Genomic DNA, 26,756 nt, shown 5'->3' with positions numbered 1-26,756 from the left:
CCTACATCACCGCGTCGGCCGGCAGGCGCTGCAGCATGGCCAGGCTGCTGGCCACGGTATTGCGCAGCTCGCGGCGGTCGCAGATGAAGTCGACCGCGCCCTTGGTCTGCAGGAATTCGGCACGCTGGAAGCCCTCGGGCAGGGTCACGCGCACAGTGGATTCGATCACACGCGGGCCGGCAAAGCCGATCAGCGCCTTGGGTTCGGCGATCACGATGTCGCCCACAAAGGCAAAGCCGGCGGAGACGCCACCCATGGTCGGGTCGGTGAGCACGCTGATGTAGGGCAGGCCCTTCTTGGCCAGACGGGTGAGGGCGGCGTTGGTCTTGGCCATCTGCATCAGGCTGAGCAGGCCTTCCTGCATGCGCGCGCCACCCGTGGCGGTGAAGCAGATGAAGGGCACCTTCTGCTCGATGGCGGTCTCCACGCCGCGCACGAAGCGCTCGCCCACCACGGAGCCCATGGAGCCGCCCATGAAGTCGAATTCAAAACAGGCCGCCACCACGTTGATGCTCTTGACCGCGCCGCCCATGACGATGAGGGCATCCGTCTCGCTGGTGTTTTCCAGGGCTTCCTTCAGGCGCTCGGGGTATTTGCGGCTGTCCTTGAACTTGAGGGCGTCCACGGGCAGTACTTCCTGGCCGATCTCGTAGCGGCCTTCGGCGTCCAGAAACGCGTTCAAGCGGGCGCGGGCGCCAATGCGGTGGTGGTGGCTGCAGTGGGGGCAGACGTTCTGGTTTTGCTCCAGGTCGGTCTTGTAGAGCACCGTTTCACAGCTCGGGCACTTGGTCCACAGGCCCTCGGGCACCTGGCGGCGCTCGGTCGGGTCGGTCTGTTGGATCTTGGAGGGCAGAAGTTTTTCGAGCCAGGACATGGTGTTCTCCTTGAAGTGGCGCAGCCCGGTGGGGCCGCGCCGGGCTGCATTATGCGTTGGGGGCGGTATCGAGCGCCTTGCGGATGCCGCGCAGGAAGTCGATGGTCAGGGGCACGACCTTGGCGTGCTCCTGGTCTTCGATCAGCTGGATGATGCGGCTGCCGATGACCACCGCGTCCGCCACGCGGCCGATGGCCTGGGCCGTGGCCGCGTCGCGGATGCCGAATCCGACACCCACGGGGATGTGCACATGCTGGCGGATGCGCGGCAGCATCTGCTCCACGGCCGCGGTGTCGAGTGCGCCCGAACCGGTCACGCCCTTGAGCGAGACGTAGTACACGTAGCCGCTGGCCACGCGCGCCACCTGGGCCATGCGCTCGTCGGTCGAGGTGGGGGCCAGCAGGAAGATCAGGTCCATGCCGTGCGCACGCAGGCTGGCGGCGAAGGCTTCGCACTCCTCGGGCGGGTAGTCCACGATCAGCACGCCGTCGACACCTGCAGCGGCGCTGTCGCGCACGAAGGCGCCCTCACCATGGACCTGGTCGTAGCGCTCCACGGGGTTGGCATAGCCCATCAGCACCACGGGCGTGGTGCTGTTGCGCTTGCGGAATTCGCGCACGTGGTCGAGCACCTGCACCATGCCCACGCCCAGGCCCAGCGCCTTTTCACCGGCCTTCTGGATCACCGGGCCGTCGGCCATGGGGTCGGAGAAGGGCACGCCCAGCTCGATCACGTCGGCACCGGCCTCGACCATGCCGTGCATGAGCGCGGGGGTGATGTCGGCAAACGGGAAGCCTGCGGTGACGTAGGGGATCAGCGCCTTGCGGCCCTGGGCCTTCAGCTGTTCGAAAGTGGTGGCAATGCGGCTCATGGCTTGGCGTCTCCTGCGGCGCCCTTGACAGTCAGGCCGCGCATGGACGGCCGGTCGTAGAAATCCTCACCCGACAGGTCGGCCACGGTGCCGATGTCCTTGTCGCCCCGGCCCGAGAGGTTGACCAGGATGGACTGGTCCGGGCGCATGGTCTTGGCCAGCTTCATCGCATAGGCAAACGCGTGGCTCGATTCAAGCGCGGGGATGATGCCTTCGGTGCGGCACAGGAAGTGGAAGGCGGCCAGCGCCTCCTGGTCGGTGATGCCCACGTATTCGGCGCGGCCGATCTCCTGCAGCCAGGCGTGCTCGGGGCCCACGCCGGGGTAGTCCAGGCCCGCGCTGATGCTGTGCGTTTCGGTGATCTGGCCGTTGGCGTCCTGCAGGATGAAGGTGCGGTTGCCGTGCAGCACGCCGCTGCTGCCGCGCTGCAGGCTGGCGGAATGCTTGCCGCTGTCCAGGCCCTCGCCCGCGGCTTCCACGCCGATCAGGCGCGTCTTTTCAAACGGGATGTAGGGGTGGAAGATGCCCATGGCATTGCTGCCGCCGCCCACGCAGGCGATCACGGCATCGGGCTGCTCTGCGGCAATCTTCTGCGCGGCCAGCATGGGGGGCATCTGTTCGATGGATTCCTTGCCAATCACGCTCTGGAAGTCGCGCACCATCATGGGGTAGGGGTGCGGGCCTGCGACGGTGCCGATGATGTAGAAGGTGTTGTCCACATTGGCCACCCAGTCGCGCATGGCCTCGTTCAGCGCGTCTTTCAGCGTCTTGCTGCCCGACTCGACCGGCACCACAGTGGCGCCCAGCAGCTTCATGCGGAACACGTTGGGGCTTTGGCGCTTGACATCTTCGCTGCCCATGTAGACCACGCACTCCAGCCCGTAGCGCGCGCAGATGGTGGCCGTGGCCACACCGTGCTGGCCCGCGCCCGTCTCGGCAATCACGCGCGGCTTGCCCATGCGCTTGGCCAGCATCGCCTGGCCGATCACGTTGTTGATCTTGTGGGCGCCGGTGTGGTTGAGGTCTTCGCGCTTGAGGTAGATCTGCGCGCCGCCGAGTTCGCGGCTGGTGCGCGCCGCGTGGTACACGGGCGAAGGGCGGCCCACGAAGTGCTTGAGTTCGTATTCGAATTCCGCGAGGAACTCGGGGTCGTTCTGGTAGCGGGCGTAGGCCTCGCGCAGCTGGGCAATCGCGTGGGTGAGGGTTTCACTGACGAAACTGCCGCCATAGGAGCCGAAATGGCCCGAAGCATCAGGTTGCTGATAGGAATTCATGCGGGTTCTTTGCAAGTTGTGCGTCGGCCGCGCGCACGGCGGCTACGAAGCGTTGGATCTTGTCGGCGTCCTTGATGCCCTTGATGGGTTTGCCATCCGGGCCATCGGCTTCGACGCCGGAGCTCACATCAACCGCCAGCGTGGTGCAACGCGGGCGGACTTGCAAAATGCCATCGGTCACGTTTGCAGGCGTGAGTCCACCAGACAAAACGAGGTGAGAGCCGACGCTTGGTGGAAGGAGTGACCAATTGAATGCCTTGCCGCCGCCGCCATAACCTTCGACATGGGCGTCGAGCAGGATGGCCTGGGCGTGGGAATAATCGAGCGCGTATTTTACGAGGTCAAACTGCGCCGCACCGTCACCCAGGGGAATCCGCGCCGCGCGCAGGTAGGGCCGCGCGCCCTGCCCGGTGGCATTCCAGCAGTCCTCGGGGGATTCATCACCATGAAATTGGATGGTAGCGCTTGGTATCAAAGCGCTGGCAGCTATCACATTGGTAGCAGATTCATTGACTACCAGCAGCACGGGCGTGACGAAGGGCGGAAGGCGCCGGGCCAGCTGGGCTGCGCGTTCCACCGTGACGGCTCGGGGGCTGGGCGCGTACAGCACGAAGCCCAGCGCGTCGGCCCCGGCCGCAACGGCCGCATCCACGTCCTGCTCGCGCGTGAGTCCGCAGATCTTGATGCGCGTTCGGGTCGAGGGGAGGGCGGGCTGGGCAGGGGCGGTGGCTGTCATGGCAGCCAATCATACGCAGCCGTGCGCTCGGGCAAGCCCCACTCGGGGCGGTAGACGGGGCCTTGAAAGTACAGCCCGTCCGGCGAGAACGTGGGGGCCGCCACCTTGCGCGAACGCGCCTGCAGCACCTGCTGCATCCACTCGGGTGGCTGGTCGCCCTGGCCCACGGTGATCAGGCAGCCCATGATGTTGCGGATCATGTGATGCAGGAAGGCGTTGGCCTCGAACTCGAAGCGCCAGTAGCAGGGGCTCCAGCCCAGCTCCGGGTGGGGCGCGCTCAGGCCGCGCTGTGAGATGTCGATGCGCTGCAGCGTCTTCACGGGGGTCTTGGCCTGACAGGCCGACGCGCGGAACGAGGTGAAGTCGTGCTCGCCCAACAAGAATCCGGCTGCCTCGCGCATGGCGGCAAGGTTCAGCGGGCGGTAGACCCAGCCCACACGCCCCGCATCCACGCTGGGGCGCACGGGCGACTGCAGCAGCACGTAGGCATAACGCCGCGCCACGGCGCTGCCGCGCGCATGGAAGCTGTCCGGAACCTCCTGAGCCCACTGGACGGCGATGTCTGCAGGCAGGAAGGTGTTGGTGCCGCGCACCCACGACGCGGGTGGCCGCTGCAGGTGCGTGTCGAAGTGCACCACCTGCATCAGGCCATGCACCCCGGCGTCCGTGCGCCCGGCACACAGCGTGCTGACGGCGTGCGTAGCAAAGCGGCCCAGGGCCGCTTCGAGTTTGTCTTGAATGGTGTTGCCAGACAGCTGGCTTTGCCAGCCGCTGTAGGCGCTACCGCTGTAGCTCACACCCAAGGCCACCCTCATGGGGTGGCCCGGGGCAAGGTGGCGGGGCAGGCTGTCGAACGCTTGCGCAGCTTGGGGGCTCGCATCAGCCCAGTTCGGCCAGCATGCGCTGGGCCCGGGTCTTCAGGGCGCCGCTGGATTCGGCCACCACCTCTTCGACCAGTGTGCGCGCACCGTCGGTATCGCCGATCGCGTTGAATTCTTCGGCAAGCGCTAGCTTGGTGGCCAGGGGGTCGTCCTGCGCGGCGGCCGTGCCGTCGTCGGCATCGTCTTCCAGCACGGGCACGGGCGCCGGTGCCGCCTTGGCAGCGGGCGCCGCCATGGGGGTGGAGGGCGCGTTCAGGTCCAGCGACAGCTCGCCCAGGTCGAATTCCATGGGGCTGGAGTCCTTGGGGTGCATGGACAACGGCATGGGGCCGGAAGGTGCCATGCTCAGGTCGTCGACCGGGAAATCCAGGTCCGCCACCGGTGGCGGGGCCACCATGGGGCTTGGCGATGTGTCCTGTGCGTTCCACTCGGGGTCTGCGGCGGCGGGCACGTCGGGCAGGTCCAGGCCGGGACGCAGCGTTGCGGGTTCGTCGTCGTCGGCCTGCGCAGGGGTGGGTGTCGCTGCGGCGGCGGCTGCTGCGGCGGCTGCAAAGCCACCGGGTGCCGCCGGCGGCGCATCGGTCAGGGCATCGTCGGGCAGGTCGAGGTCGAGGTCGAGATCAAGGTCGGGTGGCAGCGCGGCTGCCGCAGCGCCGGCACCGGCACCGGCTGCCGCACCCGTGTAGGTGCTGGGGAAGCCGCCCGGGGGTTGCGATGGGTACTCGTCATCGCCCATGCCGGGGCGTCCGCCGGGCTGGTACAGACGGTTTTCCGGGTCGAGGTCGCGGCCCAGCTCGGCGATGCGCGCCCAGTCAGGGCCTTCGCCCTGGGTCAGCCGGAACACATCGCCAGCCACCGCCTCCAGGGCCTTGCGGTCCTGGCGCTTGGCGTAGATTTCGCCGAGTTTGACGTACACCGACACCCGCGCCGGGTTGTGGCGGATCGCCTCCTTCAGGATCTCTTCCGCCTGCAGGTCGCGGCCGTAGGCCAGGTAGACGTCGGCCTCGGCCACGGGGTCCACATCGCCACCGGCATCCAGCTGGCTGGGGGAGTAGGCCATGGACGAGCCTGTGGTCATTTCGCTGTTGGCGGTGTCCACACGCTGGCCGCCGCTGGCGCCAAAGAAGGAATCGGGCTGGATGCGGCTTTCAAGGAAGGAGCTGTCCACGCCCGCGTTCTGGCGGCGGCGCTGCACAACGCGGTAGGCGCCGTAGCCCAGCAACAGGGCCAGCAAGCCGCCACCTGCGAGGGGCAGCAGCGGGTCGTCCATCAGGCCCGACATGAAGCCGGGTTCCTCGGCGGGGACAGGTGCGGGGACAGGCACCGGAGCCGGGGCGGGTGAAGGCGCAGAAGCGGCTTCGGAAGCCGCCTGGGCGGCGGGCGTGGCCTCGCCAGGGGCACTGGCGGAGGCTTCGGGTGCGGATGCCGGCGCATCAGGGGCTGCCGGTGCGGTGGGTGTGGCGGGAACGGCTGGCGTTTGCACGGCAACGCCTGCCGGCGCGCTGGCGGCACCGGCGGCCGCAGGTGCCGCTGCACCGCCCGAGGGGGCGGAGGCCGCGCCGAGCTTGTTCAGATCCGTGATGTTCTTCGACAGCTCGGCCATGCGCGTGGCGGCTTCGCTGGCTTGCTTGTCGCGGGCCACCTGGTCTTCCGCAGCCTTCTGGCCGGTGACGGTGCCCTTGGACAGGGTGAGCTTGTCGGGTGCTGCGGTGGCGGGTTTGCGGTCCTCCACGCGGGTCTGCACGGTACCCGTGGCCGAGCGCTGTGCGGCGGCCACCTCGGTGGAGGGCGCTGCGCCCGCAAGCTTGCGGCGGAATTCGTTGAAGTCGCGCGCCTGTGCGGACATGATCTGCCGCGCTTCTGGGGCAGGTGTTGCGCGTGCGGCAGCCTGGTCGGGCATCTGCAGCACGGCGCCGGCCTTGAGACGGTTCACGTTGCCCTGGATGAACGCATCGGGGTTGGCGCGCATCATCGCGACCAGCATCTGGTCCAGCGACACATCGGCGGGGCGGTAGGCATTGGCAATGCGGCCTGCGGTGTCGCCGGCCTGAACCGTCACGCCATCGGCCGGCGCCGCTCGGGGTGCTGCTGCCGGGCGCGGGGCTGGTGGCGCGGCTGCAACTTCGCTGCGTGCCGGGGCCGGGGTCGGCGCGGGGGCTGCGGCGCGGGCGGTGGGGGCTGGCTGGGCTGCTGCGGGTGCCGTGATCTGCGGCGACGCCGTGACTGCAGGCGCCGGGCGGCGCAGCGAGGGCGGATCGAACAGCATGGTGTAGCTGCGCACGATGCGGCCCGTGCCCCAGTTGGCGTCGAGCACCAGGTCCAGGAAAGGCTCGTTCACAGGGCGATCGCTGGTCAGCCGCAGCACCGCTGTGCCGTCTGCTCGGCGCTGCAGCTGGATCTGCAGGCTGTTCATCGTCTGCGTGTATTCCATTCCCTGCGCGCGGAAGGTCTCTGGCGAAGCGGCTGTGGCGCGCAGGGTGTCGGCTTCGGCGGGGGTGATCTGGGGAAGGTCGATCTCGGCGCGCAGAGGCTCGCCCAAGGCAGACTGCACAGTGATGCGGCCCAGGGCCAGAGCGGCTGCGTCACCAGCATAAAAGCCGGCCGACACAACGGCCGCAGCCGCGAGCGCAGAAAATTTCCAACGATGCATGTTTGCCAATAACTGATTAGGATTTTTTGCGGCTCGGACGAGCGGTGCAGTTTCTCTCATGGTCTGATCCCCGCCCCGGCGCGTGAAAATATGTAAAAAGCACCATAGCATCAATGTTTTGCACTGACAAGCTGAGGTAGCGCCGAAGCTTTGAGCGGCCGCTCGTCGCCCCAAGTTGGGGCAATTGATTGTTGCCAATTGCCAACGACCCGTAACCGGGTGTGTCAAGACGTTGGCTGCAAAAAAGCGCGCACGACCTTGGTGGATCGTGCGCGCTTTTCAGGGCTGGGCCGTCGGCCGTCAGGCGTCCAGCAGGATGCGCAGCATGCGGCGCAGCGGTTCGGCAGCGCCCCACAGCAGCTGATCGCCGATCGTGAAGGCGCCCACATACTCAGGGCCCATGGCCAGCTTGCGAATGCGGCCCACGGGAATGGTCATGGTGCCGGTGACGGCCACGGGTGTCAGGTCCTGGATGGTGGCCTCACGCGTGTTGGGCACCACCTTCACCCACTCGTTGTCGGCAGCGATCATGGCTTCGATGTCCGCCAGGGGCACGTCCTTCCTGAGCTTGAAGGTCAGGGCCTGGCTGTGGCAGCGCATGGCGCCCACGCGCACGCAGAAGCCGTCCACCGGCACGGCGGCAGAGTCGAATCCTTCGCCCTGGCCCAGGATCTTGTTGGTCTCGGCCATGCCCTTCCACTCTTCCTTGGACATGCCATTGCCCAGGTCCTTGTCGATCCAGGGAATCAGCGAGCCCCCCAGTGGCACACCGAAGTTGGCCGTCTCTGCGCCGGTCAGCGCGCGCTGCTTGGCGATGACCTTGCGGTCGATCTCCAGGATGGCGCTCTTGGGGTCGTGGAGCAGGTCGGCGACTTCGGCATTCAGCGTGCCGTACTGCGTGAGCAGCTCGCGCATGTGCTGCGCGCCACCGCCCGATGCCGCCTGGTAGGTCTGGGTGCTCATCCACTCGACGAGACCGGCCTTGTACAGCGCGCCCACGCCCATCAGCATGCAGCTCACGGTGCAGTTGCCGCCGATCCAGTCCTTGCCGCCGTTGGCCAAGGCGTTCTTGATCACGGGCATGTTGACCGGGTCGAGCACGATGACCGCGTTCTTGTCCATGCGCAGGGCCGACGCGGCGTCGATCCAGTGGCCGTTCCAGCCCGCGGCGCGCAGCTTGGGGTAGACCTCGTTGGTGTAGTCGCCGCCCTGGGCCGTGATGATGATCTCGCAGCGCTTGAGCTGCTCGATGTTGAACGCGTCCTGCAGCGTGGTTTCGTTCTTGGCCTGGGCGGGCGCCTTGCCGCCAGCGTTCGAGGTGGAGAAGAACATGGGTTCGATCAGATCGAAGTCCTTCTCTTGTTCCATGCGGTCCATCAGGACCGAGCCGACCATGCCGCGCCAGCCGACCAACCCTACCAACTTGCTCATCTCAACGCCCCTTTTCAGTGTAAGAAACAGTGCCCGACCGGGACTGACTTCTGCCCCGGCTCGTCAGGGCCAGGGAGGGCGCACGACGATACCGGAGCTGGGTCAGCCCTTAATGGTCGTGGTTTTGGTGGTGATTGCGCGCACAGCCACGCCTGCCAGGGCGGCAGTTGCGGTGTTCAGGACGAACGGGCGGGCGGCAAACATAGGGCGCAATTGTAGCGGATAAGCTTGGTGGCGCAGCTGCCTCGCGGAGTGCAAGCTGCTTTTCGCCGGTTTTGCTCGCTGTTCCAGGGTTTTCCGATGTTTTCTGGAGACAGAGGGCGAGGCGCAGGCCGAGATCGGCAGGCCAGCGCTCCATGAAAAAAGCGCCGCAACGGCGGCGCTTTCTTGGACTTCCCGCGTCGGGCTACGCTTGTTGTGCCGACAGCGCCTTCACCACCGCATCACCCATCTGCGCCGTGCCCACCTTGGTGGTGCCGTCGCTGTAGATGTCGGGCGTGCGCAGGCCCTGGGCCAGCACCGCTTGCACGGCGGCCTCGATGCGCTGGGCGGCGGCTTCCTGGTTCAGGCTGAAGCGCAGCATCATCGCCGCACTCAGGATGGTGGCCAGCGGGTTGGCCACGCCCTTGCCGGCGATGTCGGGCGCGCTGCCGTGGCTGGGCTCGTACAGGCCCTGGTTGCTGCTGTTCAGGCTGGCACTGGGCAGCATGCCGATGGAGCCCGTGAGCATCGAGGCTTCGTCACTCAGGATGTCGCCGAACATGTTGCCGGTGACCACCACGTCAAACGCCTTGGGCGCCTTGACGAGCTGCATGGCGGCGTTGTCCACATACATGTGCTGCAGTTCGACATCCGGGTATTCCTTGTGCACGTCGGTGACCACGTCCTTCCAGAACTGGAAGGTTTCGAGCACATTGGCCTTGTCCACGCTGGTGACCTTCTTGTTGCGCTTGCGCGCGGCCTGGAAGGCGACGTGGGCGATGCGCTCCACCTCGGGGCGGCTGTAGCGCATGGTGTCGAAGGCTTCGTCGGCGCCGGGGAAGTGGCCGTCCACCGCAGTGCGGCGGCCGCGGGGCTGGCCGAAGTAGATGTCGCCCGTCAGCTCACGGATGATGAGGATGTCGAGGCCCGCAATCAGCTCGGGCTTGAGGCTCGATGCGCCCACCAATTGCTCGTAGCAAATGGCGGGGCGGAAGTTGGCAAACAGGCCCAGGTTCTTGCGCAGGCCCAGGATGGCCTGCTCGGGGCGCAGGGGGCGGTCAAGCTTGTCGTACTTCCAGTCGCCCACGGCGCCGAACAGGATGGCGTCGGCCTCCTTGGCGAGCTTCAGGGTGGACTCGGGCAGCGGGTGGCCGTGGGCTTCGTAGGCGGTGCCGCCGACCAGGGCGGACTCCATCTCGAACTTCAAGTCCAGCACTTCCAGGACCTTGACGGCCTCGGCGACGATTTCGGTGCCAATGCCGTCACCCGGCAACACTGCAATTTTCATGACGTAATGCTTTTCAAAAATGATAGCTGTCAGCGCTTATCCAGTAAGCGCTGAAGGCTAATTTGACCTGAAATTTTGGTTCAGGACACCATGGTGTGCGCCAGCCACGGCTTGGTGGCCAGGCGCTGCGCTTCAAAGGCCTTGATCTTGTCCGACTGGCGCAGGGTCAGGCCGATGTCGTCAAAGCCGTTGAGCAGGCAGTACTTGCGGAAGGCGATCACGTCGAACGGGATCTCCTCGCCTTGCGGCCGCACCACCACCTGGCGCTCCAGGTCGATGGTGAGCTGGTAGCCCGGGAAGGCCGCCACTTCGTCGAACAGCTGGGCCACGGTGGCCTCGGGCAGCACGATGGGCAAGAGGCCGTTCTTGAAGCAGTTGTTGAAGAAGATGTCGGCAAAGCTGGGCGCGATGATGGCGCGAAAGCCGAACTGGTCCAGCGCCCAGGGCGCGTGCTCGCGGCTGGAGCCGCAGCCAAAGTTCTTGCGCGCGATCAGGATGCTGGCGCCCTGGTAGCGCGGCTGGTTCAGCACGAAGTCGGGGTTGGGCTTGCGCTGGCTCTCGGGGATGCCGGGCTCGCCCTTGTCCAAATAACGCCACTCATCAAACAGGTTGGGGCCAAAGCCCGTCTTCTTGATCGACTTGAGGAACTGCTTGGGGATGATGGCGTCGGTATCGACGTTCTCGCGGTCCATCGGGGCCACCAGGCCCTTGTGCACGGTGAATTTCTGCATGGCGTGCCGTTACTTGTTGGCTGCGCGCTCGAGGGCGCCGCCTGCGCGCTGCACGTCCTGGCCGACGCCCTTGACGGTGTTGCATCCGGCCAGCACAAAAGCCAGCGCGAGAGCGATGAAGGCGACAGTCTTGTTGTTCATGATGGGCTCCTTGGAGGTTGGCGATCAGGCAAATTGACGAATGTCCACGAAGTGGCCGTGCACGGCGGCGGCGGCAGCCATCGCGGGGCTGACGAGGTGGGTGCGGCCACCTGCACCCTGGCGGCCTTCGAAATTGCGGTTGCTGGTGCTGGCGCAGCGCTCGCCGGGCTCCAGGCGGTCGGCATTCATGGCCAGGCACATGCTGCAGCCGGGCTCGCGCCACTCAAAGCCGGCGGCCTTGAAGATCTGGTCCAGGCCCTCGCGCTCGGCCTGTTCTTTGACCAGCCCCGAGCCGGGCACCACCATGGCCAGCTTCACGTTGCTGGCCACCTTGCGGCCCAGGTTCTTCACCACGGCGGCGGCTTCGCGCATGTCTTCGATCCGGCTGTTGGTGCAGCTGCCGATGAACACCTTGTCGATGGTGATGTCGTTGATCGGCTTGCCCGGCGTGAGGCCCATGTAGGTCAGCGCGCGTTCGATGGCACCGCGCTTGTTGCCGTCCTTTTCCTTGTCGGGGTCGGGCACGCGGGCGTCCACGCCCAGCACCATTTCGGGGCTGGTGCCCCAGGTGACCTGCGGCACGATCTCGGCCGCGTCGAGCTTGACCACGGTGTCGAATTGCGCGTCGGCGTCGGAGTGCAGCGTCTTCCAGTACGCCACGGCCTGGTCCCACTCCACGCCCGTGGGCGACAGGGGGCGGCCCTTCACGTAGTCGATGGTCTTGTCGTCGACCGCCACCAGGCCCGCGCGTGCGCCGCCTTCGATGGCCATGTTGCACACCGTCATGCGGCCTTCCATGCTCATGGCGCGGAAGACAGAGCCTGCAAATTCGATGGTGTAGCCGGTGCCACCCGCCGTGCCGATCTTGCCGATGATGGCCAGCACCACGTCCTTGGGCGTGACGCCGGGGGCGAGCGTGCCGTCCACCTGCACCAGCATGTTCTTGGCCTTCTTGGCCAGCAGGGTCTGCGTGGCCATCACATGCTCGACCTCGGAGGTGCCGATGCCGTGGGCCAGCGCGCCGAACGCGCCGTGCGTGCTGGTGTGGCTGTCGCCGCACACCACCGTCATGCCGGGCAGGGTGGCGCCGTTCTCGGGGCCGATCACGTGCACGATGCCCTGGCGCTTGTGCATGAAGGGGAAGAAAGCCGCGGGCGTGATGGTGGCGATGTTGTCGTTCAGCGTGGTGATCTGTTCCTTGCTGATCGGGTCGGTGATGCCGTCATAACCGTGTTCCCAGCCGGTGGTGGGGGTGTTGTGGTCGGCCGTGGCGACGATGGAGCTCATGCGCCAGACCTTGCGCCCTGCCTCGCGCAGACCTTCGAACGCCTGCGGGCTGGTGACCTCGTGCACCAGGTGCCGGTCGATGTAGAGGATGGACGTGCCGTCTTCCTCGGTGTGGACGACGTGCTCGTCCCAGATCTTGTCGTACAGCGTGCGTCCCATGGCGTGCTTTCTTTCTGCTTTCGGGCTGTCAGGTGGGGGATTGGATTTTAGTGTCGGGGGCGGGTTGTGCCGAGTCCGGCTCAGGGCGCGGAGCAAGGTGTTCCACCAGCAAACGCGCCGTGACGGGCAGGGCGTCGAAGTCGCGGGCCACCACCCGCAGCTCGCGCTGCGCCCAGGCGTCTGTCAGCGGCACCGCCTGCAGCTTGCCCACGCCGCGCATCAGCGCAAACGCGCGGTCGGGCAGCAGGCCCACGCCCAGGCCGTTGTCGATCATGCGGCACATGGCGTCAAGCCCCGTGACCTGGATACGCTGGCGCAGGGGGCGCCCAGCAGCGGCTGCGGCCGCGCGCATGGCCAGACTGATGCTGCTGTTGGCATGCAGGCCGACGATGTCCCAGTCCAGCACCTCTTCAAAATGGATAGCTGCCTGGGCAGACAGGGCGTGCCCAGAGGGCACAACAAGCACCAAACTATCCGCGCGGTACGGGCGGCTTTGCAGGGCGGTGGTGCCCCCCGCACTGGCCATGCCCACGTTGCAGATGCCCAGGTCCGCCGCGCCTTCCTGCACGGCGTGCAGCACGTCGCTAGAGAGGTGCTCCTGCAGGTCGATCTTGATCTGGCTGTGCTGGCGAGCAAACGCGCCCAGGTCTTCGGGCAGAAACTGGAAGATGGCCGAGATGTTGGCGTGCATGCGCACATGGCCGCGCACACCGTCGGCGTATTCACTCAGCTCGCCCTGCATGCGCTCCAGGCCAAACAGCACGGTGCGTGCATGGTGCAGCAGGCTCTCGCCCGCCGGGGTCAGCGTCACGCCCCGGCTGTGGCGGTACAGCAGCGCCGTGTCCACGGCGGTTTCCAGGTCCGACAGCCGCTTGCTGACGGCCGATGCCGCGATGAATTCCCGCTCCGCCGCTCGGCCGATGCTGCCCAGCTCGCACACCGCCACAAACAATTGCAGCGAGGTCAGGTCTATGCGGCGCGCGAAACTGCGCTCTGAGCTTTTCATGGAAGGAAGGGACTACTAGGCATCTCGAAAATAGATGGCTGTGCAAAATTTTATTGGACTTTCTTGTTTGTGCACGCAGGGCACGATGACAAACTTGGGAGTGGCTTGCGATGGGAGGGGTCTCTGATGACGATGGCACGCGGCCGGGATGTGTATTTCTCCGACTGCCTTTGTAAAAAATTGTGATGAAATCGAAACCTTGGGCTGCATAAGCGCGCGACTGTGGGTCGATGGCGGATGCTGTCCCTGGGCTATCGCTGAGTGGGAGATTCCAATGGTGCGAAATGTTTTTTCAGGTGGATTGTTGCGGGCACGGTGGAGCATGGTCTGTGCCGTGGTCTTGGGTATTGCTGCGTGGATAGCCCCTGCGCAATCGTGGGCCCAGGCGACACGGACCTGGGTATCGGGCGTAGGGGATGACGCCAACCCGTGCTCGCGCACCGCGCCATGCAAAACGTTTGCAGGAGCAATCAGCAAGACCGCCGCGGGCGGCGAGATCAGCGTGCTGGATCCAGGCGGCTACGGCTCCGTGACAATCACCAAGGCCATCACGATCGACGGTGGTGGCGGGATCGTGGCAAGTATTCTTGCCAGCGGCACCACTGGGGTGATCGTGAACGCGGGCGCCACTGACAACGTGGTACTGCGAAACCTGACCATCAACGGCGCGGGCCCCACATTGGGCACGCACGGTGTTCGTGTTAACAGCGGAAGAAGCCTGCGGCTGCAAAACGTGCGGGTGGACAATTTCTCCGGGGCCGGGCTGCTCGTGGTGCCTAATGCCTCGTCGCCCTCGGCCACCGTGCTGGTGGAGGTGCTGGACAGCGCGTTGAGCAACAACGGGCACGGCGTGTTTGTTGCCAGCCAGCCGGGCGGGAACAATCCGGCGTCGGTGTCTGTGGAGCGGTCCCGCATGATCTTCAACCAAGTGTCGGGTATTACGTCCACAGGATCGGGGGCGGTGGTGCAGGTGGCCAACTCTACGGTGTTCGGCAACGCTCTGGGGTTGTCCACTGCAGTCGAGACCACAGACGGTACTCCGCAAAAGCCTGTGACAACGACCAGCACAGGCAATTTGACGAGCTTTGGAAATAACCAGGTCCAGGGCAACACCACCAATGGTGTCTTTACCGGCACGGCCTCCAACAGGTGACCCACTCAGGTTTGGAGGAGGCCATGAATCCAATGTGCGCTTTGCGGTGGCGGGCCTGGTGGCTCGCTGCCTGGCTTTTGCTGGCGGTGGGCGGAGTCCATGCCCAGGCTGACCGTACCTGGGTCTCTGGCGTAGGGGACGATGCGAATCCGTGCTCACGCACGGCGCCGTGCCTGACGGTGGCCGGGGCACTGTCCAAAACGGCGTCGGGCGGTGAAATCAGTGTTCTGGACCCTGCAGCGCTGGATGGCAGTACCGACGTCATAGCGCCGTCAACGCTGACCATCACGAAGCCCATCACCATTGATGGCGGTGGCGGGACGGTGGCTGCTTTTGGCGGGGTGAGTTCGAGTGACTCCATCGTGATCAATCTGCCTACGGCGGGCCAGGTGATCTTGCGCAATGTGCGGCTCAATGGCTTCGGTGGCGTAGGCAAGAACGGGATCCGGGTGGCGTCCAACGCCCGTGTCGTGCTCGATCGCGTTGACGTTTCCGGCTACGCGCAAAACTGCCTCCTGGTCGATGCGGGCGCAAGCGGCGCATCCATCGACATCGCGCAGTCGATCTTTTCGAACTGCGCTACCGGGATTGCCAATCGCGCAGCCGCGTCGGTCAACGTCGGTCATGAGACGTCCGTGGTGTTGAACACCTTGGTCGGCGTCAGCTCCAACAACGCGCAGGGCGTGATGTTTTTTTTCAACGCCACCCAAAGCAACAATACGCAGAACACGAACCTCACCTCCTACGCCAACGGTGCAAATGCAAGCATGACCGGCGGCGGCGTGGGCTGCACCTTCGCCAGCCAGGATTTCGTGCCTCCCTCCAGCGTTGGAAATGGAGTGCCTGGAATTGGCATCGCTCAGGGCGCCGCGTTCCAGTTCAAGTCCACAAACTGCGGTGCCGGTGCGGTGGTCACCATCACGGTGACGTATGACCAGGCTTTTCCTGCCAACACCGTCCTGTACAAGTACGGGCCCGCAACCCCCGGTGCCGCAGTGTCGAGCTGGTTTTCGGTGCCTGGTGCAACCCTGAGCGCTGACCGCAAGAGTTTCAGCTATTCGTTGACGGACAACGGGGTTGGCGATACCAACAACGCGTTGGGGTTTATTGATGATCCTGTTGTGCCTGTGTTGGTCGGCACAGCGTCCATTCCGACATTGTCGGAGTGGGGCAAGCTGCTGCTGGCCATCGCAGTCCTTGCCATGGTGTGGGTGGAACTGCGGCGCCGGGGTGTCCCGCCGTTGCGGTAGGCGCACGCGCTTCGCGAGACCGTATTCCCCTGGGTCGGGCCTCGGACAAGTCAAGGGGAACGTGGTAAGCACCGGGGACCAGCAGGAAGCACCGCGCGGGACCAGGCTTTCGCGTTTCTCAGTCATGGCTTAGTCTCCAGTGCAGACGTCAGCGAGTGAGACGCTCAGAGGGAATGGGTGGCGCCGTGTTCCGGTACCGTTGCGCGACAGCGCAGTTCGTGGCCGATGCGCTGGCGCAGCTGGTCGGCCGCAGCCATCTCACCATGCACCACAAACACCTGGTCGGGCGCGTGTTCCATGCTACGCAGCCAAGCGACGAGCTGGTTGCCATCGGCATGGGCCGAGGCGGTGCTGAGTTTCACCACTTCAGCGCGCACCGCCACATCCTGACCATGGATGCGAATGCTCTTTTCTCCCTCGGCCAGGCGGCCGCCGCGGGTCCCGGGCGCCTGGTGGCCCGTCAGGATGATCATGTTGCGGTGGTCACCCGCGTGCAGTGCCAGGTGGTGCAGCACACGCCCGCCTGTCGCCATGCCACTGGCCGCCAGGATCACCCTTGGGCCATGCAGACGCGCCAGGCCTTTGGATTGCTCCGGTGTCTGCACCATGGTGGCGCCGTGCTCCAGCGTGTTCACCTGGCGCGCGTCCAGGCGGTGCTCGCCCAGGTGGTGTCGGTACAGCCCGGTGGTGCTGACGGCCATGGGGCTGTCCAGGAATACCTTTAGGTGGGCCGGGATGGCGCCCCGCGCCTTGAGCAGCCCAATGGCGTGCAGAACCACCTGGGCGCGGCCCACCGCAAACACCGGCACCACGGCCACGCCGCCGCGTGTGGCCAGGCGTTGTAGGGCCGGCCCCAATTCGTTAAGCAGGGCTTCCTGCGGATGCTCGCGGTCGCCGTAGGTCGATTCGATCAGCACTGTGTCGGCCTGGGGCGGGGCATCGGGCGGGTTCATCAGCATATCGTCGGGCCGGCCCAGGTCGCCCGACAACAGGATGCGCCGCCCGCCCACTTCCAGCAGCACGCAGGCTGCGCCCAGGATGTGGCCCGCATTGAAGAACGTGACATGCCAACCGGGCAAAGGATCGAAACGGTGGTGCAGCGGGTGTACCTTGAACTGCTTGAGGCTGTGCAGCGCATCCAGTCGCGTGTACAGCGGTAGCGCCGGAGTGTGGCTGCTGAGCCGGTGGCGGTTTAGAAACGCGGCGTCCTCTTCCTGCAAATGCCCGCTGTCGGGCAGCAGGATGGCGCACAGGTCGCGCGTGCCGGGCGTGGTGTGGATGTCGCGGTGGTAGCCGTCGCGCGTAAGCAGCGGCAAGTAGCCGCTGTGGTCCAGGTGGGCATGCGTGAGCAGCACGGCGTCGATCTGCCCGGGGGGCAGCGGCAGGGGCTGCCAGTTGCGCAGCCGCAGCTGCTTGTAGCCCTGAAACAGTCCGCAATCGACCAGCATGCTTTTGCCGTTGTGGCGCACGAGGTACTTGGACCCGGTGACGGTGCTGGCGCCGCCCAGAAAGGTGATGCTCACGTCCATGCGATTCTCCTGCGTGTGGTGCAGAGGCCATGGTATGCGGTGTGCTGTTGCACAGGGGGGTGGCCCACGCAGCTATCCACGCAGCTTGATGCCCATCAAGCGCTCGGCTGGATTTTTGCATCGGCGCCGCCTGCAGGCAAAAAAAAGCCGCCAGGCCGAGATCGGCACTGGCGGCGGTGCAGGGGGTTTTCGTGATCAGCTGAACAGGTTCTTCAGCCGGTCCGTCCAGCTTTCTCCGCTGGGCGAATGGCGCGAGCCGCCTTTCTTGAGCGATTCTTCCAGCTCGCGCAGCAGCTTGCGCTGGTGCTCGGTGAGCTTCACGGGCGTCTCTACGGCGATGTGGCAATACAAGTCGCCCGGATAGCTGGCGCGCACGCCCTTGATGCCCTTGCCGCGCAGGCGGAACTGCTTGCCGGCCTGGGTGCCTTCAGGGATATCGATGGCCGCCTTCCCCGCGAGCGTGGGCACCTCGATCTCGCCGCCCAGGGCGGCCGTGATGAAGCTCACCGGCACCTGGCAGTGCAGGTCGTCGCCATCGCGCTCGAAGATGTCGTGCTTCTTCAGCCGGATCTCGATGTACAGGTCACCCGGCGGGCCGCCGTTGGTGCCGGGCTCGCCATTGCCGGTGGAGCGGATGCGCATGCCGTCGTCGATGCCGGCAGGGATCTTCACTTCCAGCGTCTTTTGCTTCTTGAGCTTGCCCTGGCCGTGGCAAGTGGTGCACGGCTCGGGGATGATCTTGCCCGTGCCCCGGCAGTGCGGGCAGGTCTGCTGCACGCTGAAGAAGCCCTGGCGCATCTGCACCGTGCCTGCCCCCTGGCAGGTGCCGCAGGTCTTGGCGCTGGTGCCGGGCTTGGCGCCGCTGCCATGGCAGGTGTCGCAGGTGTCCCAGGACGGGATGCGGATCTGCGCATCCTTGCCGCGGGCGGCTTCTTCCAGCGTGACTTCCATGGCGTAGCTGAGGTCGCTGCCCCGGTACACCTGGCGGCCACCGGCACCGCGCCCCCGCCCGCCCTGCTGGCCGAACATGTCGCCGAAGATGTCGCCAAAGGCTTCGGCAAAGCCGCCAAAACCTTCCGCGCCTGCACCGGGGCCGCGCATGTTGGGGTCCACGCCCGCGTGTCCGTACTGGTCGTAGGCGGCCTTCTTCTGCGGGTCGGAGAGCATCTCGTAGGCCTCCTTGGCCTCCTTGAACTTCTCTTCCGCCGTCTTGGCCGCGTCCCCCTGATTGCGGTCAGGGTGGTACTTCATCGCCAGCTTGCGATAGGCCTTCTTGATTTCATCGTCCGAGGCGTTCTTCGGAACACCCAGGATTTCGTAAAAGTCTCTTTTGGACATGGTGATTCAGAACCCGGTTGGAACAGGAACGCCGCGCAGCCCCCCGGGGCGGTGCGCGGCGACGTCGGTCAACGGGGGCTCGCTCAGCCCTTCTTGACTTCCTTGACTTCGGCGTCCACCACGTTGTCGTCGTCCGCAGGCTTGGCGGAAGACGATGCGCCGCCTGCCGCGCCTGCGGCCTCGGCACCACCTGCGGCTTGGGCTGCCTGTGCGGCTGCCTGCTGGTCGGCATACATTTTCTCGCCCAGCTTCTGGCTGGCAGCCATCAGGGCCGTGGTCTTTTCGTCAATGGCGGCCTTGTCCTCACCCTTCAGGGCTTCTTCCAGGGCCTTCACGGCGGCGGTGATCGCGTCCTTCTCACCCGCATCCAGCTTGTCGCCGTGCTCGCCCAGGCTCTTGTTCACGCTGTGCACGGCGGCTTCGCCCTGGTTCTTGGCCTGCACCAGCTCCAGCTTCTTCTTGTCGTCGGCGGCATTCAGCTCGGCGTCCTTCACCATCTGCTGGATTTCTTCTTCCGACAGGCCGGAGTTGGCCTTGATGGTGATCTTGTTTTCCTTGCCCGTGCCCTTGTCCTTGGCGCCCACGTGCAGGATGCCGTTGGCGTCGATGTCGAACGACACTTCAATTTGCGGAACGCCACGCGCGGCGGGCGGGATGCCTTCCAGGTTGAACTCGCCCAGCAGCTTGTTGCCAGCAGCCATCTCGCGCTCGCCCTGGTAGACCTTGATGGTCACGGCGGGCTGGTTGTCGTCGGCCGTGGAGTAGGTCTGCGCGAACTTGGTCGGGATGGTTGTGTTCTTCTGGATCATCTTGGTCATCACGCCGCCCAGGGTTTCAATACCCAGCGACAGCGGCGTCACGTCCAGCAGCAGCACGTCCTTGCGATCGCCCGACAGCACCTGGCCCTGGATGGCAGCACCCACGGCCACGGCTTCGTCAGGGTTCACGTCCTTCCGGGGTTCCTTGCCGAAGAACTCCTTCACCTTTTCCTGCACCTTGGGCATGCGGGTCATGCCGCCCACCAGAATCACGTCATGGATGTCGGACACGGACACGCCCGCGTCCTTGATGGCCATGCGGCACGGTGCAATCGTGCGCTCGATCAGCTCTTCCACCAGGGCTTCCAGCTTGGCGCGGGTCAGCTTGATGTTCAGGTGCTTGGGGCCCGAAGCGTCGGCCGTGATGTAGGGCAGGTTGATGTCGGTCGAGGCGCTGTTGGACAGCTCGATCTTGGACTTCTCGGCCGCTTCCTTCAGGCGCTGCAGGGCCAGCACGTCCTTGGACAGGTCCACGCCCTGTTCCTTCTTGAACTCGCTGATGATGTAGTCAATGATGCGCTGGTCGAAGTCTTCGCCGCCCAGGAAGGTGTCGCCATTGGTCGACAGCACTTCGAACTGCTTTTCGCCGTCCACGTCGGCGATCTCGATGATAGACACGTCGAACGTGCCGCCACCCAGGTCATACACGGCGATCTTGCGGTCGCCCTTTTCCTGCTTGTCGAGGCCGAAGGCCAGCGCTGCAGCGGTGGGCTCGTTGATGATGCGCTTCACATCGAGGCCCGCGATGCGGCCGGCGTCCTTGGTGGCCTGGCGCTGTGCGTCATTGAAGTACGCGGGCACGGTAATGACGGCCTCGGTCACGGGCTCGCCCAGGTAATCCTCGGCGGTCTTCTTCATTTTGCGCAGGATGTCGGCCGACACCTGCTGGGCCGAGATCTTGTTGCCGCGCACTTCGATCCAGGCGTCGCCGTTGTCGGCGGCCACGATCTTGTAGGGCATCAGGTCGATGTCCTTTTGCACTTCCTTCTCGGTGAACTTGCGGCCGATCAGGCGCTTGACGGCGTACAGCGTGTTCTTGGGGTTGGTCACAGCCTGGCGCTTGGCCGAGGCGCCGACGAGGATCTCGCCGTCTTCCTGGTAGGCCACGATGGACGGCGTGGTGCGCGCGCCTTCGCTGTTTTCGATCACGCGCGTGGTGTTGCCTTCCATGATGGACACGCAGCTGTTGGTGGTGCCCAGGTCAATGCCGATGATTCTTCCCATGATTTTTCTCCGAATGCTTGAATGTGTGGATGGCTAGTAACTTGTGGATAACTTTCGGGGGTTCAAGTGATCCATGCTGATATTTTTGGGCCGCGCAAGCTTACTTGGGCGCGGCAACCGTGACCAGGGCGGGGCGCAGCACGCGCTCGGCAATCACATAGCCTTTTTGCAGCACGGCCACCACGGTGTTGGCCTCCTGCTCGGCAGGCACCATGCTGATGGCCTGGTGCTGATGCGGGTCGAACTTTTCGCCCGCGGCGGGGTTGATGGCCAGCACCTTGTTGCGCTCCAGCGCGGAGGTCAGCTGGCGCAGCGTGGCGTCGGCGCCTTCGCGCAGCTGTTCGGGCGTGGCTTCCTTGATGGCCAGCGCGGCATCCAGGCTGTCGCACACGGGCAGCAGGCTCTCGGCAAAGCTCTCGATGCCGAACTTGCGGGCCTTGGCCACTTCGTCGTCCGCACGGCGGCGGGCGTTCTCCACCTCGGCCTTGGCGCGCAGGAACTGGTCGGCCAGATCGGCGCTCTTGGCCTTCAGCTCGGCCAGCTCGCCCTGCAGGCGGGCCATCTCGTCAGACGCATGTGCGGCCATGGCGGCTTCAACTTCTTCTGGGGCGGGAGCGCTTTGGGGTGGGTTGGTAGGGCTGGTATCGGACATGTTGTGGTCTGAAGGGTTGGGTGAACGGCAGCTCTGCGCTGCGGATACGCGCGGGAGTTGGGGGCAGGCTGGCGCAAATCAAGGTCTGCACCAGGGACATGCCGTTTCTGGCATGCGGGCCGTGCGCGCCCATGGCTGGCATGTCGGCCCATCCCGGTGTTTTGCAAGGGGAGGGGCTTCGCGCGCAGGCCGGGCAGGTCGGGTGCCTGCGGTGCGCAAAAGGCCAGAGTGTACAAGCCACGCAGCGCGGGCTATAATCGCAGGCTTTCCCTTGCCACACCACTTCTGGACGCGGTGGGTGGTCTTACCCAAAAGGAGTCTGCATGCGTCATTACGAAATCATTTTGTTGATCCATCCGGATCAAAGCGAACAAGTCCCAGCCATGCTGGAGCGCTACAAGGGCATGATCACCGCTGGCGGTGGCAAGGTGCACCGCGTGGAAGACTGGGGCCGCCGTCAACTGGCGTACCTGATCAACAAGCTGGCCAAGGCCCACTACCTGTGCGTGAACATCGAAGCCGACCAGGCTGTGATGGCTGAACTGGAGCACGCCTTCAAGTTCAACGACGCTGTGCTGCGCCACCTGACGGTTCAGAAGAAGAAGGCCGACACGGGCCCGTCTTCGATGATGAAGACCGTGGAGCGCGAAGAAGCCCGCAAGGCCAGCCAGGCTGAATACGCAGCCGCCGGTGGCGAGCGCGGCGAGCGCTGATCCATCCATCCCTTTGGAGTGGAGAACCACGTCGTCTTGACCGCCTGTATCGCAGAGGCTGAACCCCTGCGCTACACGCCCGCCGGATTGCCTGCCATCACGCTGCGCCTCGAACACGAGTCCCAGCAGACCGAAGCGGGCCATCCACGCGATGTCAAGGCCGCCATGAAAGCCATGGCCTTCGGGGCGATGGCAGAGCGCCTGGCAAGGCAGAACATCGGGAGTCGCTGGACTTTCGAAGGATTTCTGGCCACCCCGCGCAATGGCAAGACGGCAGTGCTGCACATCCAGGATATTCAACAAGATTAATTTTCAAGGGGTCCGCAATGGCCACGTTCAAGAAGTTCAACAAAGACAAGCGCCCAAAGCGCAACACCCAGTCCCTGCTGTTCAAGCGCAAGCGCTTCTGCCGCTTCACGGTGACCGGTGTTGAAGAAATCGACTACAAGGATGTCGACACGCTGCGCGATTTCATCGCCGAAAACGGCAAGATCATCCCCGCACGCCTGACCGGCACGCGCGCCATCTTCCAGCGTCAGCTGAACACTGCCATCAAGCGCGCGCGCTTCCTGGCCCTGGTGCCTTACAGCGACCAGCACAAGATCTAAGGAGCACAACCCATGCAAATCATCCTGCTCGACAAGGTTGTGAACCTCGGCAACCTCGGCGAAATCGTCAAGGTGAAAGACGGCTACGCCCGCAACTTCCTGATCCCTTCGGGCCGCGCACGCCGTGCCACCGAAGCCGCCAAGGCCGAATTCGAAGCCAAGCGCGCCGAACTCGAAAAGGCTGCGGCCGCCAAGCTGGCTGAAGCCCAGACCCAAGGCGAGAAGCTGGCCGGTACCACCGTGAAGCTGACGCAAAAGGCCGGCGTGGACGGCCGCCTGTTCGGTTCCGTGACCAACCACGACATCGCCGACGAGCTGAACAAGCAAGGCTACAAGGTGTCCAAGTCGCAAATCCGTCTGCCCAACGGCCCCATCAAGGTCGTGAGCGAAAGCACCGTCAGCGTGGCTCTGCACACCGACGTGGTGGTGGACGTGACCGTGTCGGTCTACGGCGAAACCGCCTGATACGCAGTTCTCTGCGTGTCTTCCAAGCCGCCTTCGGGCGGCTTTTGTTTTTTGTGCGGCGGCGGCTTGTACACCGTTGCCCACCGGTTGCCCCAACCTTATCCACAGACTTGTGCCATGACGGCGCGCCGCTCGGGCGCTAGCATGCCAAGTTCGTTCCGAGGATCCCATGTCTGCTGTTTTCCCCCCCCTTGATGATGGCTTCACGCCCGTGCCGGACCGCGACGTGGCGCAACTGCGGGTGCCACCGCACTCCATCGAGGCCGAGTCCAGCGTGCTGGGCGGGCTGCTGCTGGACAACAACGCCTGGGACCGGGTGGGCGACCTGCTGGTAGAGAGCCACTTCTACCGGCACGAGCACCAGATGATCTACACGGCCATCGGCGCGCTGATCAATGCCAGCAAGCCGGCGGACGTGATCACGGTGTTTGAGCACCTCACCAACCTGGGCAAGGCGCAGGAGACGGGGGGGCTGACCTACCTGAACAACCTGGCGCAGTATGTGCCCAGTGCCAGCAACATCCGCCGCTATGCCGAAATCGTGCGCGAGCGGGCCATCCTGCGCAAGCTGGTCACGGCCAGCGACGACATCTCGACCAATGCGTTCAACCCCCAGGGCAAAACGGTGGAGCGCATCCTGGACGAGGCCGAGGCCAAGATCTTTGCCATCGGCGAAGAAGGCTCGCGCACCAAACAAGGGTTTCAGTCGCTCGACACGCTGGTGATCGACCTGCTCGACAAGGTGCAGGAGATGGCGGACAACCCCGTGGACGTGACCGGTATCCCCACGGGCTTTGCCGACCTGGACCGCATGACCTCGGGCCTGCAGGCGGGCGACATGATTGTGCTGGCGGCGCGCCCGTCCATGGGCAAGACCTCGTTCGCGGTGAACATTGCCGAGCACGTGGCGCTCCACGAAGGCCTGCCGGTGGCCATCTTCTCGATGGAAATGGGCGCCGCCCAGCTCGCGGTGCGGATCGTGGGGTCGATTGGCCGGGTGAACCAGGGCCACCTGCGCACGGGCCAGCTCACCGACGATGAATGGCCGCGCCTGACCGAGGCTATTGAAAAGCTGCGCACCGTGTCGCTGCACATCGACGAGACGCCGGGCCTCACGCCCAGCGAGCTGCGCGCCAACGCGCGGCGGCTGGCGCGCCAGTGCGGCAAACTGGGCCTGATCGTGGTCGACTACCTGCAGCTCATGAGCGGCTCGGGCAGCGGCGGCAGCGACAACCGCGCCACCGAGCTGGGCGAGATCTCCCGGGGCCTCAAGATGCTGGCCAAGGAGCTGCAATGCCCGGTGATTGCGCTGTCGCAGCTCAACCGCTCGGTGGAGCAGCGCACCGACAAGCGCCCCATGATGTCCGACCTTCGCGAGTCCGGTGCCATCGAGCAGGACGCGGACATCATCATGTTCATCTACCGCGACGACTACTACAACAAGGACTCCAAGGAGCCCAATGTGGCCGAGGTCATCATCGGCAAACAGCGGAACGGCCCGACGGGCACGGTGAAGCTGTTCTTCCAGAAGAACCAGACGCGCTTCGAGAACCTGGCGATGGGGTCCGGAGACGATTACTGAGTATAAAAATGCCTGACTATGTACATTCCTCAGATGCCTGCCCCCCATCCGTTCGGGCTGAGCTTGTCGAAGCCGGGGCGCCCTTTGCCAGCAGCCCTTCGACAGGCTCAGGGCGAACGGGTCTGTCTGAGATAAGTACCGAATCAGGCAAATCTGCCTCCAGCGCTTATTCAGCAAGCGCTTGCAGCTATCAAATTGATACTTCCCTTCAGCGCCCCGCCAGCAGCGCACGCACGTTGTCGTCCATCGGCACAGCGTAGTTGTGCGCGGCCACCACCACATTGCCCTCAGGCTTCACCAGCTTGATGCTCACATACAGCACCGTGGCCGACGCGGCATAGGTGCCCACCACCACGGCCTGCGCGTCGTGCGACCGGCTCAGTTCGCGCAGCTCGCGCGAGAGCAGCAGCTCGCCCTGCTCGCGCTGGATCATCACGGAATCGCGCAGCTTGAGCTCGGTGACCGGCAGGCCGCGCTGCACCAGCCGCCCCGCGATCTGCTCCGAGAAAATGCGCCCCAGGCGCGACGACTCGCCCAGCCGGTCCACGTTCACCAGCGTGGCCACCAGCACCGCGTGCTCACGGTCCAGCGGCGCGTTCATCAGCAGCATGTCGGCCGCATGGTGGTTGGCGTGGATCACCGAGGTGCGCGGCGCACCGCCCACGCCCGCGCCCCCGGCCTCGCCGTAGTAATAGCGCGATGCGCAGCCCGCCAGAGACAGTGCGGCCACTGCAGCGGTGGTGGCAGCCAGCCCCCGCAACCCGGCACGGCGCGGCGTCACCATGGGGCCACCACGCGCCAGGTCTTGATGGCCGCAGACGGCGGGCCGGGCAGGCGCGGCTCGGGCGCCAGGTACAGCAGCGCATCGTCATGCGCCAGCGAATACACGTCCGACGTGCCCGCCAGGTAGCGCCCGCCGCTTTCCAGCGACGCCGTTACCAGCACTTCGGACCGCGCGGGCACGCCCGGCTGGGGGTAGACCACGGGCGTTTCCGGCGCAGGGGGCGCGCGGCGGATCGCAGAGGGTGCTGGTTCATAGCCGGATGCCGACCCTGCCGACGCCGTGGCGGGGCCAGAGGGGCCGGTGGGGCCGATCGCCGCCACCGCCGCGCCAAAGGCACTGCCGGGCGCCACGATCACCTCGCGCTCGGCCGCTGCAGGGGCCGCCCGGCCTGGCTGCAGCGCGCTGGCGCGTGGGTCCGCACCCATGGCACCCGCTGCGGGCGCGCCTGCGGCGCCCTGCGCGCTGAACGAATGCGCGCCATGAAAGTGCACGCCGTCGCGCGCCACGCTCACGCCCGAGGCCAGCGGCACCCAGTGCAGCGCGCTCGACTGCGGCTGCAGGTGCTGCACCACCTGGGCTTCCACCACCAGGTGCACGGCCGTGGCGGGCTCAGTCGACACCGTCACGCCCAGGTCGGCCAGCCGCGCCATCAGCAGCTTGCGAAACCCATGGTTGAAGCGCGTGTCCGCCTTCGACGCCACATAGATCGGGTGCTGGCCCGCAGGCCAGTCGCGCGTCTTGTCGGCGATGCGGCTGGCCATGTCCTGGGCCAACACGTCCCAGTGGTGCACGGCCCGCATCGTTTTCTGGGTAGAGGGCGCGTGGCGGCTGTCCTGCGGCACATCGGGCGCGGCGCAGCCCGCGCCCAGCAGCGCCAGGCCCAGCAAGGGCACCGCCGCCCCGGCCACCGGCCAGCGGGCACCGCGCGCACGGCCGGGGCGAGTAGGGGCTACTTGATCAGATTGCATGGGCCACATGCTATGCCGCGCGCGCCACGGCGATGGGCCGAACAAGCCCGGGTTTGCGGCCCACTTCGCACAGGCACGCGGCCACCGCTCTCGGGGAAGCCGCCTACAGCGCACCGCCCAGGCGCCGCTGCACAATCCGCAG

25 protein-coding genes are annotated in these 26,756 nt (G+C 65.5%); 7 read left to right on the top strand and 18 right to left on the bottom strand.

Annotated features, from left to right (window positions below; genetic code table 11):
• Position 1: 1 nt before the first annotated feature.
• The 12 genes from accD to ACOQFS_RS14205 form a co-directional block, all read right to left on the bottom strand.
• Positions 2-874, bottom strand: coding sequence for an acetyl-CoA carboxylase, carboxyltransferase subunit beta (gene accD / locus ACOQFS_RS14260; RefSeq protein WP_421563483.1), 873 nt, complete (start codon positions 872-874; stop codon positions 2-4).
• A 49-nt stretch (positions 875-923) separates the two neighbouring features.
• Complete coding sequence (gene trpA, locus ACOQFS_RS14255) at positions 924-1,745, bottom strand: tryptophan synthase subunit alpha (RefSeq protein ID WP_421563482.1); 822 nt, start codon at positions 1,743-1,745, stop codon at positions 924-926.
• On the bottom strand, positions 1,742-3,019 hold the full coding sequence (gene trpB / locus ACOQFS_RS14250; protein ID WP_421563481.1) for a tryptophan synthase subunit beta: 1,278 nt from the start codon (positions 3,017-3,019) through the stop codon (positions 1,742-1,744). The genes trpA and trpB overlap by 4 nt, the downstream gene beginning before the upstream one ends.
• A complete protein-coding gene (locus tag ACOQFS_RS14245; RefSeq protein ID WP_421563480.1) occupies positions 2,997-3,755 on the bottom strand; it encodes a phosphoribosylanthranilate isomerase in 759 nt (252 codons plus the stop codon). The genes trpB and ACOQFS_RS14245 overlap by 23 nt, the downstream gene beginning before the upstream one ends.
• Positions 3,752-4,570 carry a tRNA pseudouridine(38-40) synthase TruA gene (gene truA / locus ACOQFS_RS14240; protein ID WP_421563479.1) on the bottom strand — a complete coding sequence of 273 codons (819 nt, stop codon included), beginning with the start codon at positions 4,568-4,570 and terminating at the stop codon, positions 3,752-3,754. The genes ACOQFS_RS14245 and truA overlap by 4 nt, the downstream gene beginning before the upstream one ends.
• A 64-nt stretch (positions 4,571-4,634) precedes the next feature.
• Complete coding sequence (locus tag ACOQFS_RS14235) at positions 4,635-7,286, bottom strand: FimV/HubP family polar landmark protein (RefSeq protein ID WP_421563478.1); 2,652 nt, start codon at positions 7,284-7,286, stop codon at positions 4,635-4,637.
• Positions 7,287-7,586: 300 nt separating this feature from the next.
• The gene (gene asd, locus ACOQFS_RS14230; protein WP_421563477.1) at positions 7,587-8,717 is read right to left on the bottom strand and encodes an aspartate-semialdehyde dehydrogenase; all 1,131 of its coding nucleotides are present in this window, start codon (positions 8,715-8,717) and stop codon (positions 7,587-7,589) included.
• Between the two features lie 406 nt (positions 8,718-9,123).
• A complete protein-coding gene (leuB, locus tag ACOQFS_RS14225) occupies positions 9,124-10,206 on the bottom strand; it encodes a 3-isopropylmalate dehydrogenase (RefSeq protein WP_421563476.1) in 1,083 nt (360 codons plus the stop codon).
• An 80-nt stretch (positions 10,207-10,286) separates the two neighbouring features.
• Complete coding sequence (gene leuD / locus ACOQFS_RS14220; protein ID WP_421563475.1) at positions 10,287-10,937, bottom strand: 3-isopropylmalate dehydratase small subunit; 651 nt, start codon at positions 10,935-10,937, stop codon at positions 10,287-10,289.
• Positions 10,938-10,946: 9 nt separating this feature from the next.
• The gene (locus tag ACOQFS_RS14215) at positions 10,947-11,078 is read right to left on the bottom strand and encodes an entericidin A/B family lipoprotein (protein WP_421563474.1); all 132 of its coding nucleotides are present in this window, start codon (positions 11,076-11,078) and stop codon (positions 10,947-10,949) included.
• A gap of 24 nt (positions 11,079-11,102) precedes the next feature.
• A complete protein-coding gene (leuC, locus tag ACOQFS_RS14210; RefSeq protein ID WP_421563473.1) occupies positions 11,103-12,524 on the bottom strand; it encodes a 3-isopropylmalate dehydratase large subunit in 1,422 nt (473 codons plus the stop codon).
• Positions 12,525-12,552: 28 nt separating this feature from the next.
• Entirely contained in the window at positions 12,553-13,530 is a 978-nt protein-coding gene (locus tag ACOQFS_RS14205) for a LysR family transcriptional regulator (RefSeq protein WP_421563472.1), read from the bottom strand.
• A 274-nt stretch (positions 13,531-13,804) separates the two neighbouring features.
• Between ACOQFS_RS14205 and ACOQFS_RS14200 the strand changes: the two genes are divergently transcribed.
• Positions 13,805-14,683: a hypothetical protein gene (locus ACOQFS_RS14200; RefSeq protein WP_421563471.1), complete on the top strand. Its 879-nt coding sequence runs from the start codon at positions 13,805-13,807 to the stop codon at positions 14,681-14,683.
• A gap of 23 nt (positions 14,684-14,706) precedes the next feature.
• On the top strand, positions 14,707-15,933 hold the full coding sequence (locus ACOQFS_RS14195; RefSeq protein ID WP_421563470.1) for an IPTL-CTERM sorting domain-containing protein: 1,227 nt from the start codon (positions 14,707-14,709) through the stop codon (positions 15,931-15,933).
• Positions 15,934-16,097: 164 nt separating this feature from the next.
• Here the strand turns inward: ACOQFS_RS14195 and ACOQFS_RS14190 are convergent, their stop codons facing one another.
• The 4 genes from ACOQFS_RS14190 to grpE all read right to left on the bottom strand — a co-directional run bounded on the left by ACOQFS_RS14190 (position 16,098) and on the right by grpE (position 21,494).
• The gene (locus ACOQFS_RS14190; RefSeq protein WP_421563469.1) at positions 16,098-17,462 is read right to left on the bottom strand and encodes an MBL fold metallo-hydrolase; all 1,365 of its coding nucleotides are present in this window, start codon (positions 17,460-17,462) and stop codon (positions 16,098-16,100) included.
• 195 nt (positions 17,463-17,657) lie between these two features.
• Positions 17,658-18,800, bottom strand: a complete 1,143-nt coding sequence (dnaJ, locus tag ACOQFS_RS14185) for a molecular chaperone DnaJ (protein WP_421563468.1) — start codon at positions 18,798-18,800, stop codon at positions 17,658-17,660.
• An 83-nt stretch (positions 18,801-18,883) separates the two neighbouring features.
• Positions 18,884-20,842, bottom strand: coding sequence for a molecular chaperone DnaK (dnaK, locus tag ACOQFS_RS14180; protein WP_421563467.1), 1,959 nt, complete (start codon positions 20,840-20,842; stop codon positions 18,884-18,886).
• A gap of 100 nt (positions 20,843-20,942) precedes the next feature.
• A complete protein-coding gene (gene grpE, locus ACOQFS_RS14175) occupies positions 20,943-21,494 on the bottom strand; it encodes a nucleotide exchange factor GrpE (RefSeq protein ID WP_421563466.1) in 552 nt (183 codons plus the stop codon).
• A gap of 323 nt (positions 21,495-21,817) precedes the next feature.
• Here grpE and rpsF point away from each other — a divergent pair, with 323 nt between their 5' ends.
• The 5 genes from rpsF to dnaB all read left to right on the top strand — a co-directional run bounded on the left by rpsF (position 21,818) and on the right by dnaB (position 24,862).
• Positions 21,818-22,207 carry a 30S ribosomal protein S6 gene (gene rpsF, locus ACOQFS_RS14170; RefSeq protein WP_094285575.1) on the top strand — a complete coding sequence of 130 codons (390 nt, stop codon included), beginning with the start codon at positions 21,818-21,820 and terminating at the stop codon, positions 22,205-22,207.
• A gap of 18 nt (positions 22,208-22,225) precedes the next feature.
• Positions 22,226-22,516, top strand: a complete 291-nt coding sequence (gene priB, locus ACOQFS_RS14165; RefSeq protein WP_421563465.1) for a primosomal replication protein N — start codon at positions 22,226-22,228, stop codon at positions 22,514-22,516.
• Positions 22,517-22,533: 17 nt separating this feature from the next.
• The gene (gene rpsR / locus ACOQFS_RS14160; RefSeq protein ID WP_005795932.1) at positions 22,534-22,815 is read left to right on the top strand and encodes a 30S ribosomal protein S18; all 282 of its coding nucleotides are present in this window, start codon (positions 22,534-22,536) and stop codon (positions 22,813-22,815) included.
• A gap of 12 nt (positions 22,816-22,827) precedes the next feature.
• Entirely contained in the window at positions 22,828-23,280 is a 453-nt protein-coding gene (gene rplI / locus ACOQFS_RS14155; protein WP_421563464.1) for a 50S ribosomal protein L9, read from the top strand.
• Positions 23,281-23,449: 169 nt separating this feature from the next.
• Positions 23,450-24,862 carry a replicative DNA helicase gene (gene dnaB, locus ACOQFS_RS14150; RefSeq protein ID WP_421563463.1) on the top strand — a complete coding sequence of 471 codons (1,413 nt, stop codon included), beginning with the start codon at positions 23,450-23,452 and terminating at the stop codon, positions 24,860-24,862.
• Between the two features lie 208 nt (positions 24,863-25,070).
• Here dnaB and ACOQFS_RS14145 read toward each other — a convergent pair whose 3' ends face one another.
• Positions 25,071-25,646, bottom strand: a complete 576-nt coding sequence (locus ACOQFS_RS14145; RefSeq protein ID WP_421563462.1) for a FlgO family outer membrane protein — start codon at positions 25,644-25,646, stop codon at positions 25,071-25,073.
• Positions 25,640-26,614 carry a hypothetical protein gene (locus ACOQFS_RS14140; RefSeq protein WP_421563461.1) on the bottom strand — a complete coding sequence of 325 codons (975 nt, stop codon included), beginning with the start codon at positions 26,612-26,614 and terminating at the stop codon, positions 25,640-25,642. The genes ACOQFS_RS14145 and ACOQFS_RS14140 overlap by 7 nt, the downstream gene beginning before the upstream one ends.
• Positions 26,615-26,756: the final 142 nt, after the last annotated feature.

Origin of the sequence: Paracidovorax sp. MALMAid1276, from assembly GCF_049198005.1 — a bacterium.
In the GTDB taxonomy this organism is placed as follows: domain Bacteria; phylum Pseudomonadota; class Gammaproteobacteria; order Burkholderiales; family Burkholderiaceae_C; genus Acidovorax.
The sequence above is the reverse complement of the archived record's forward strand: the minus strand, read 5'-3'. Positions and strand labels throughout refer to the sequence as shown.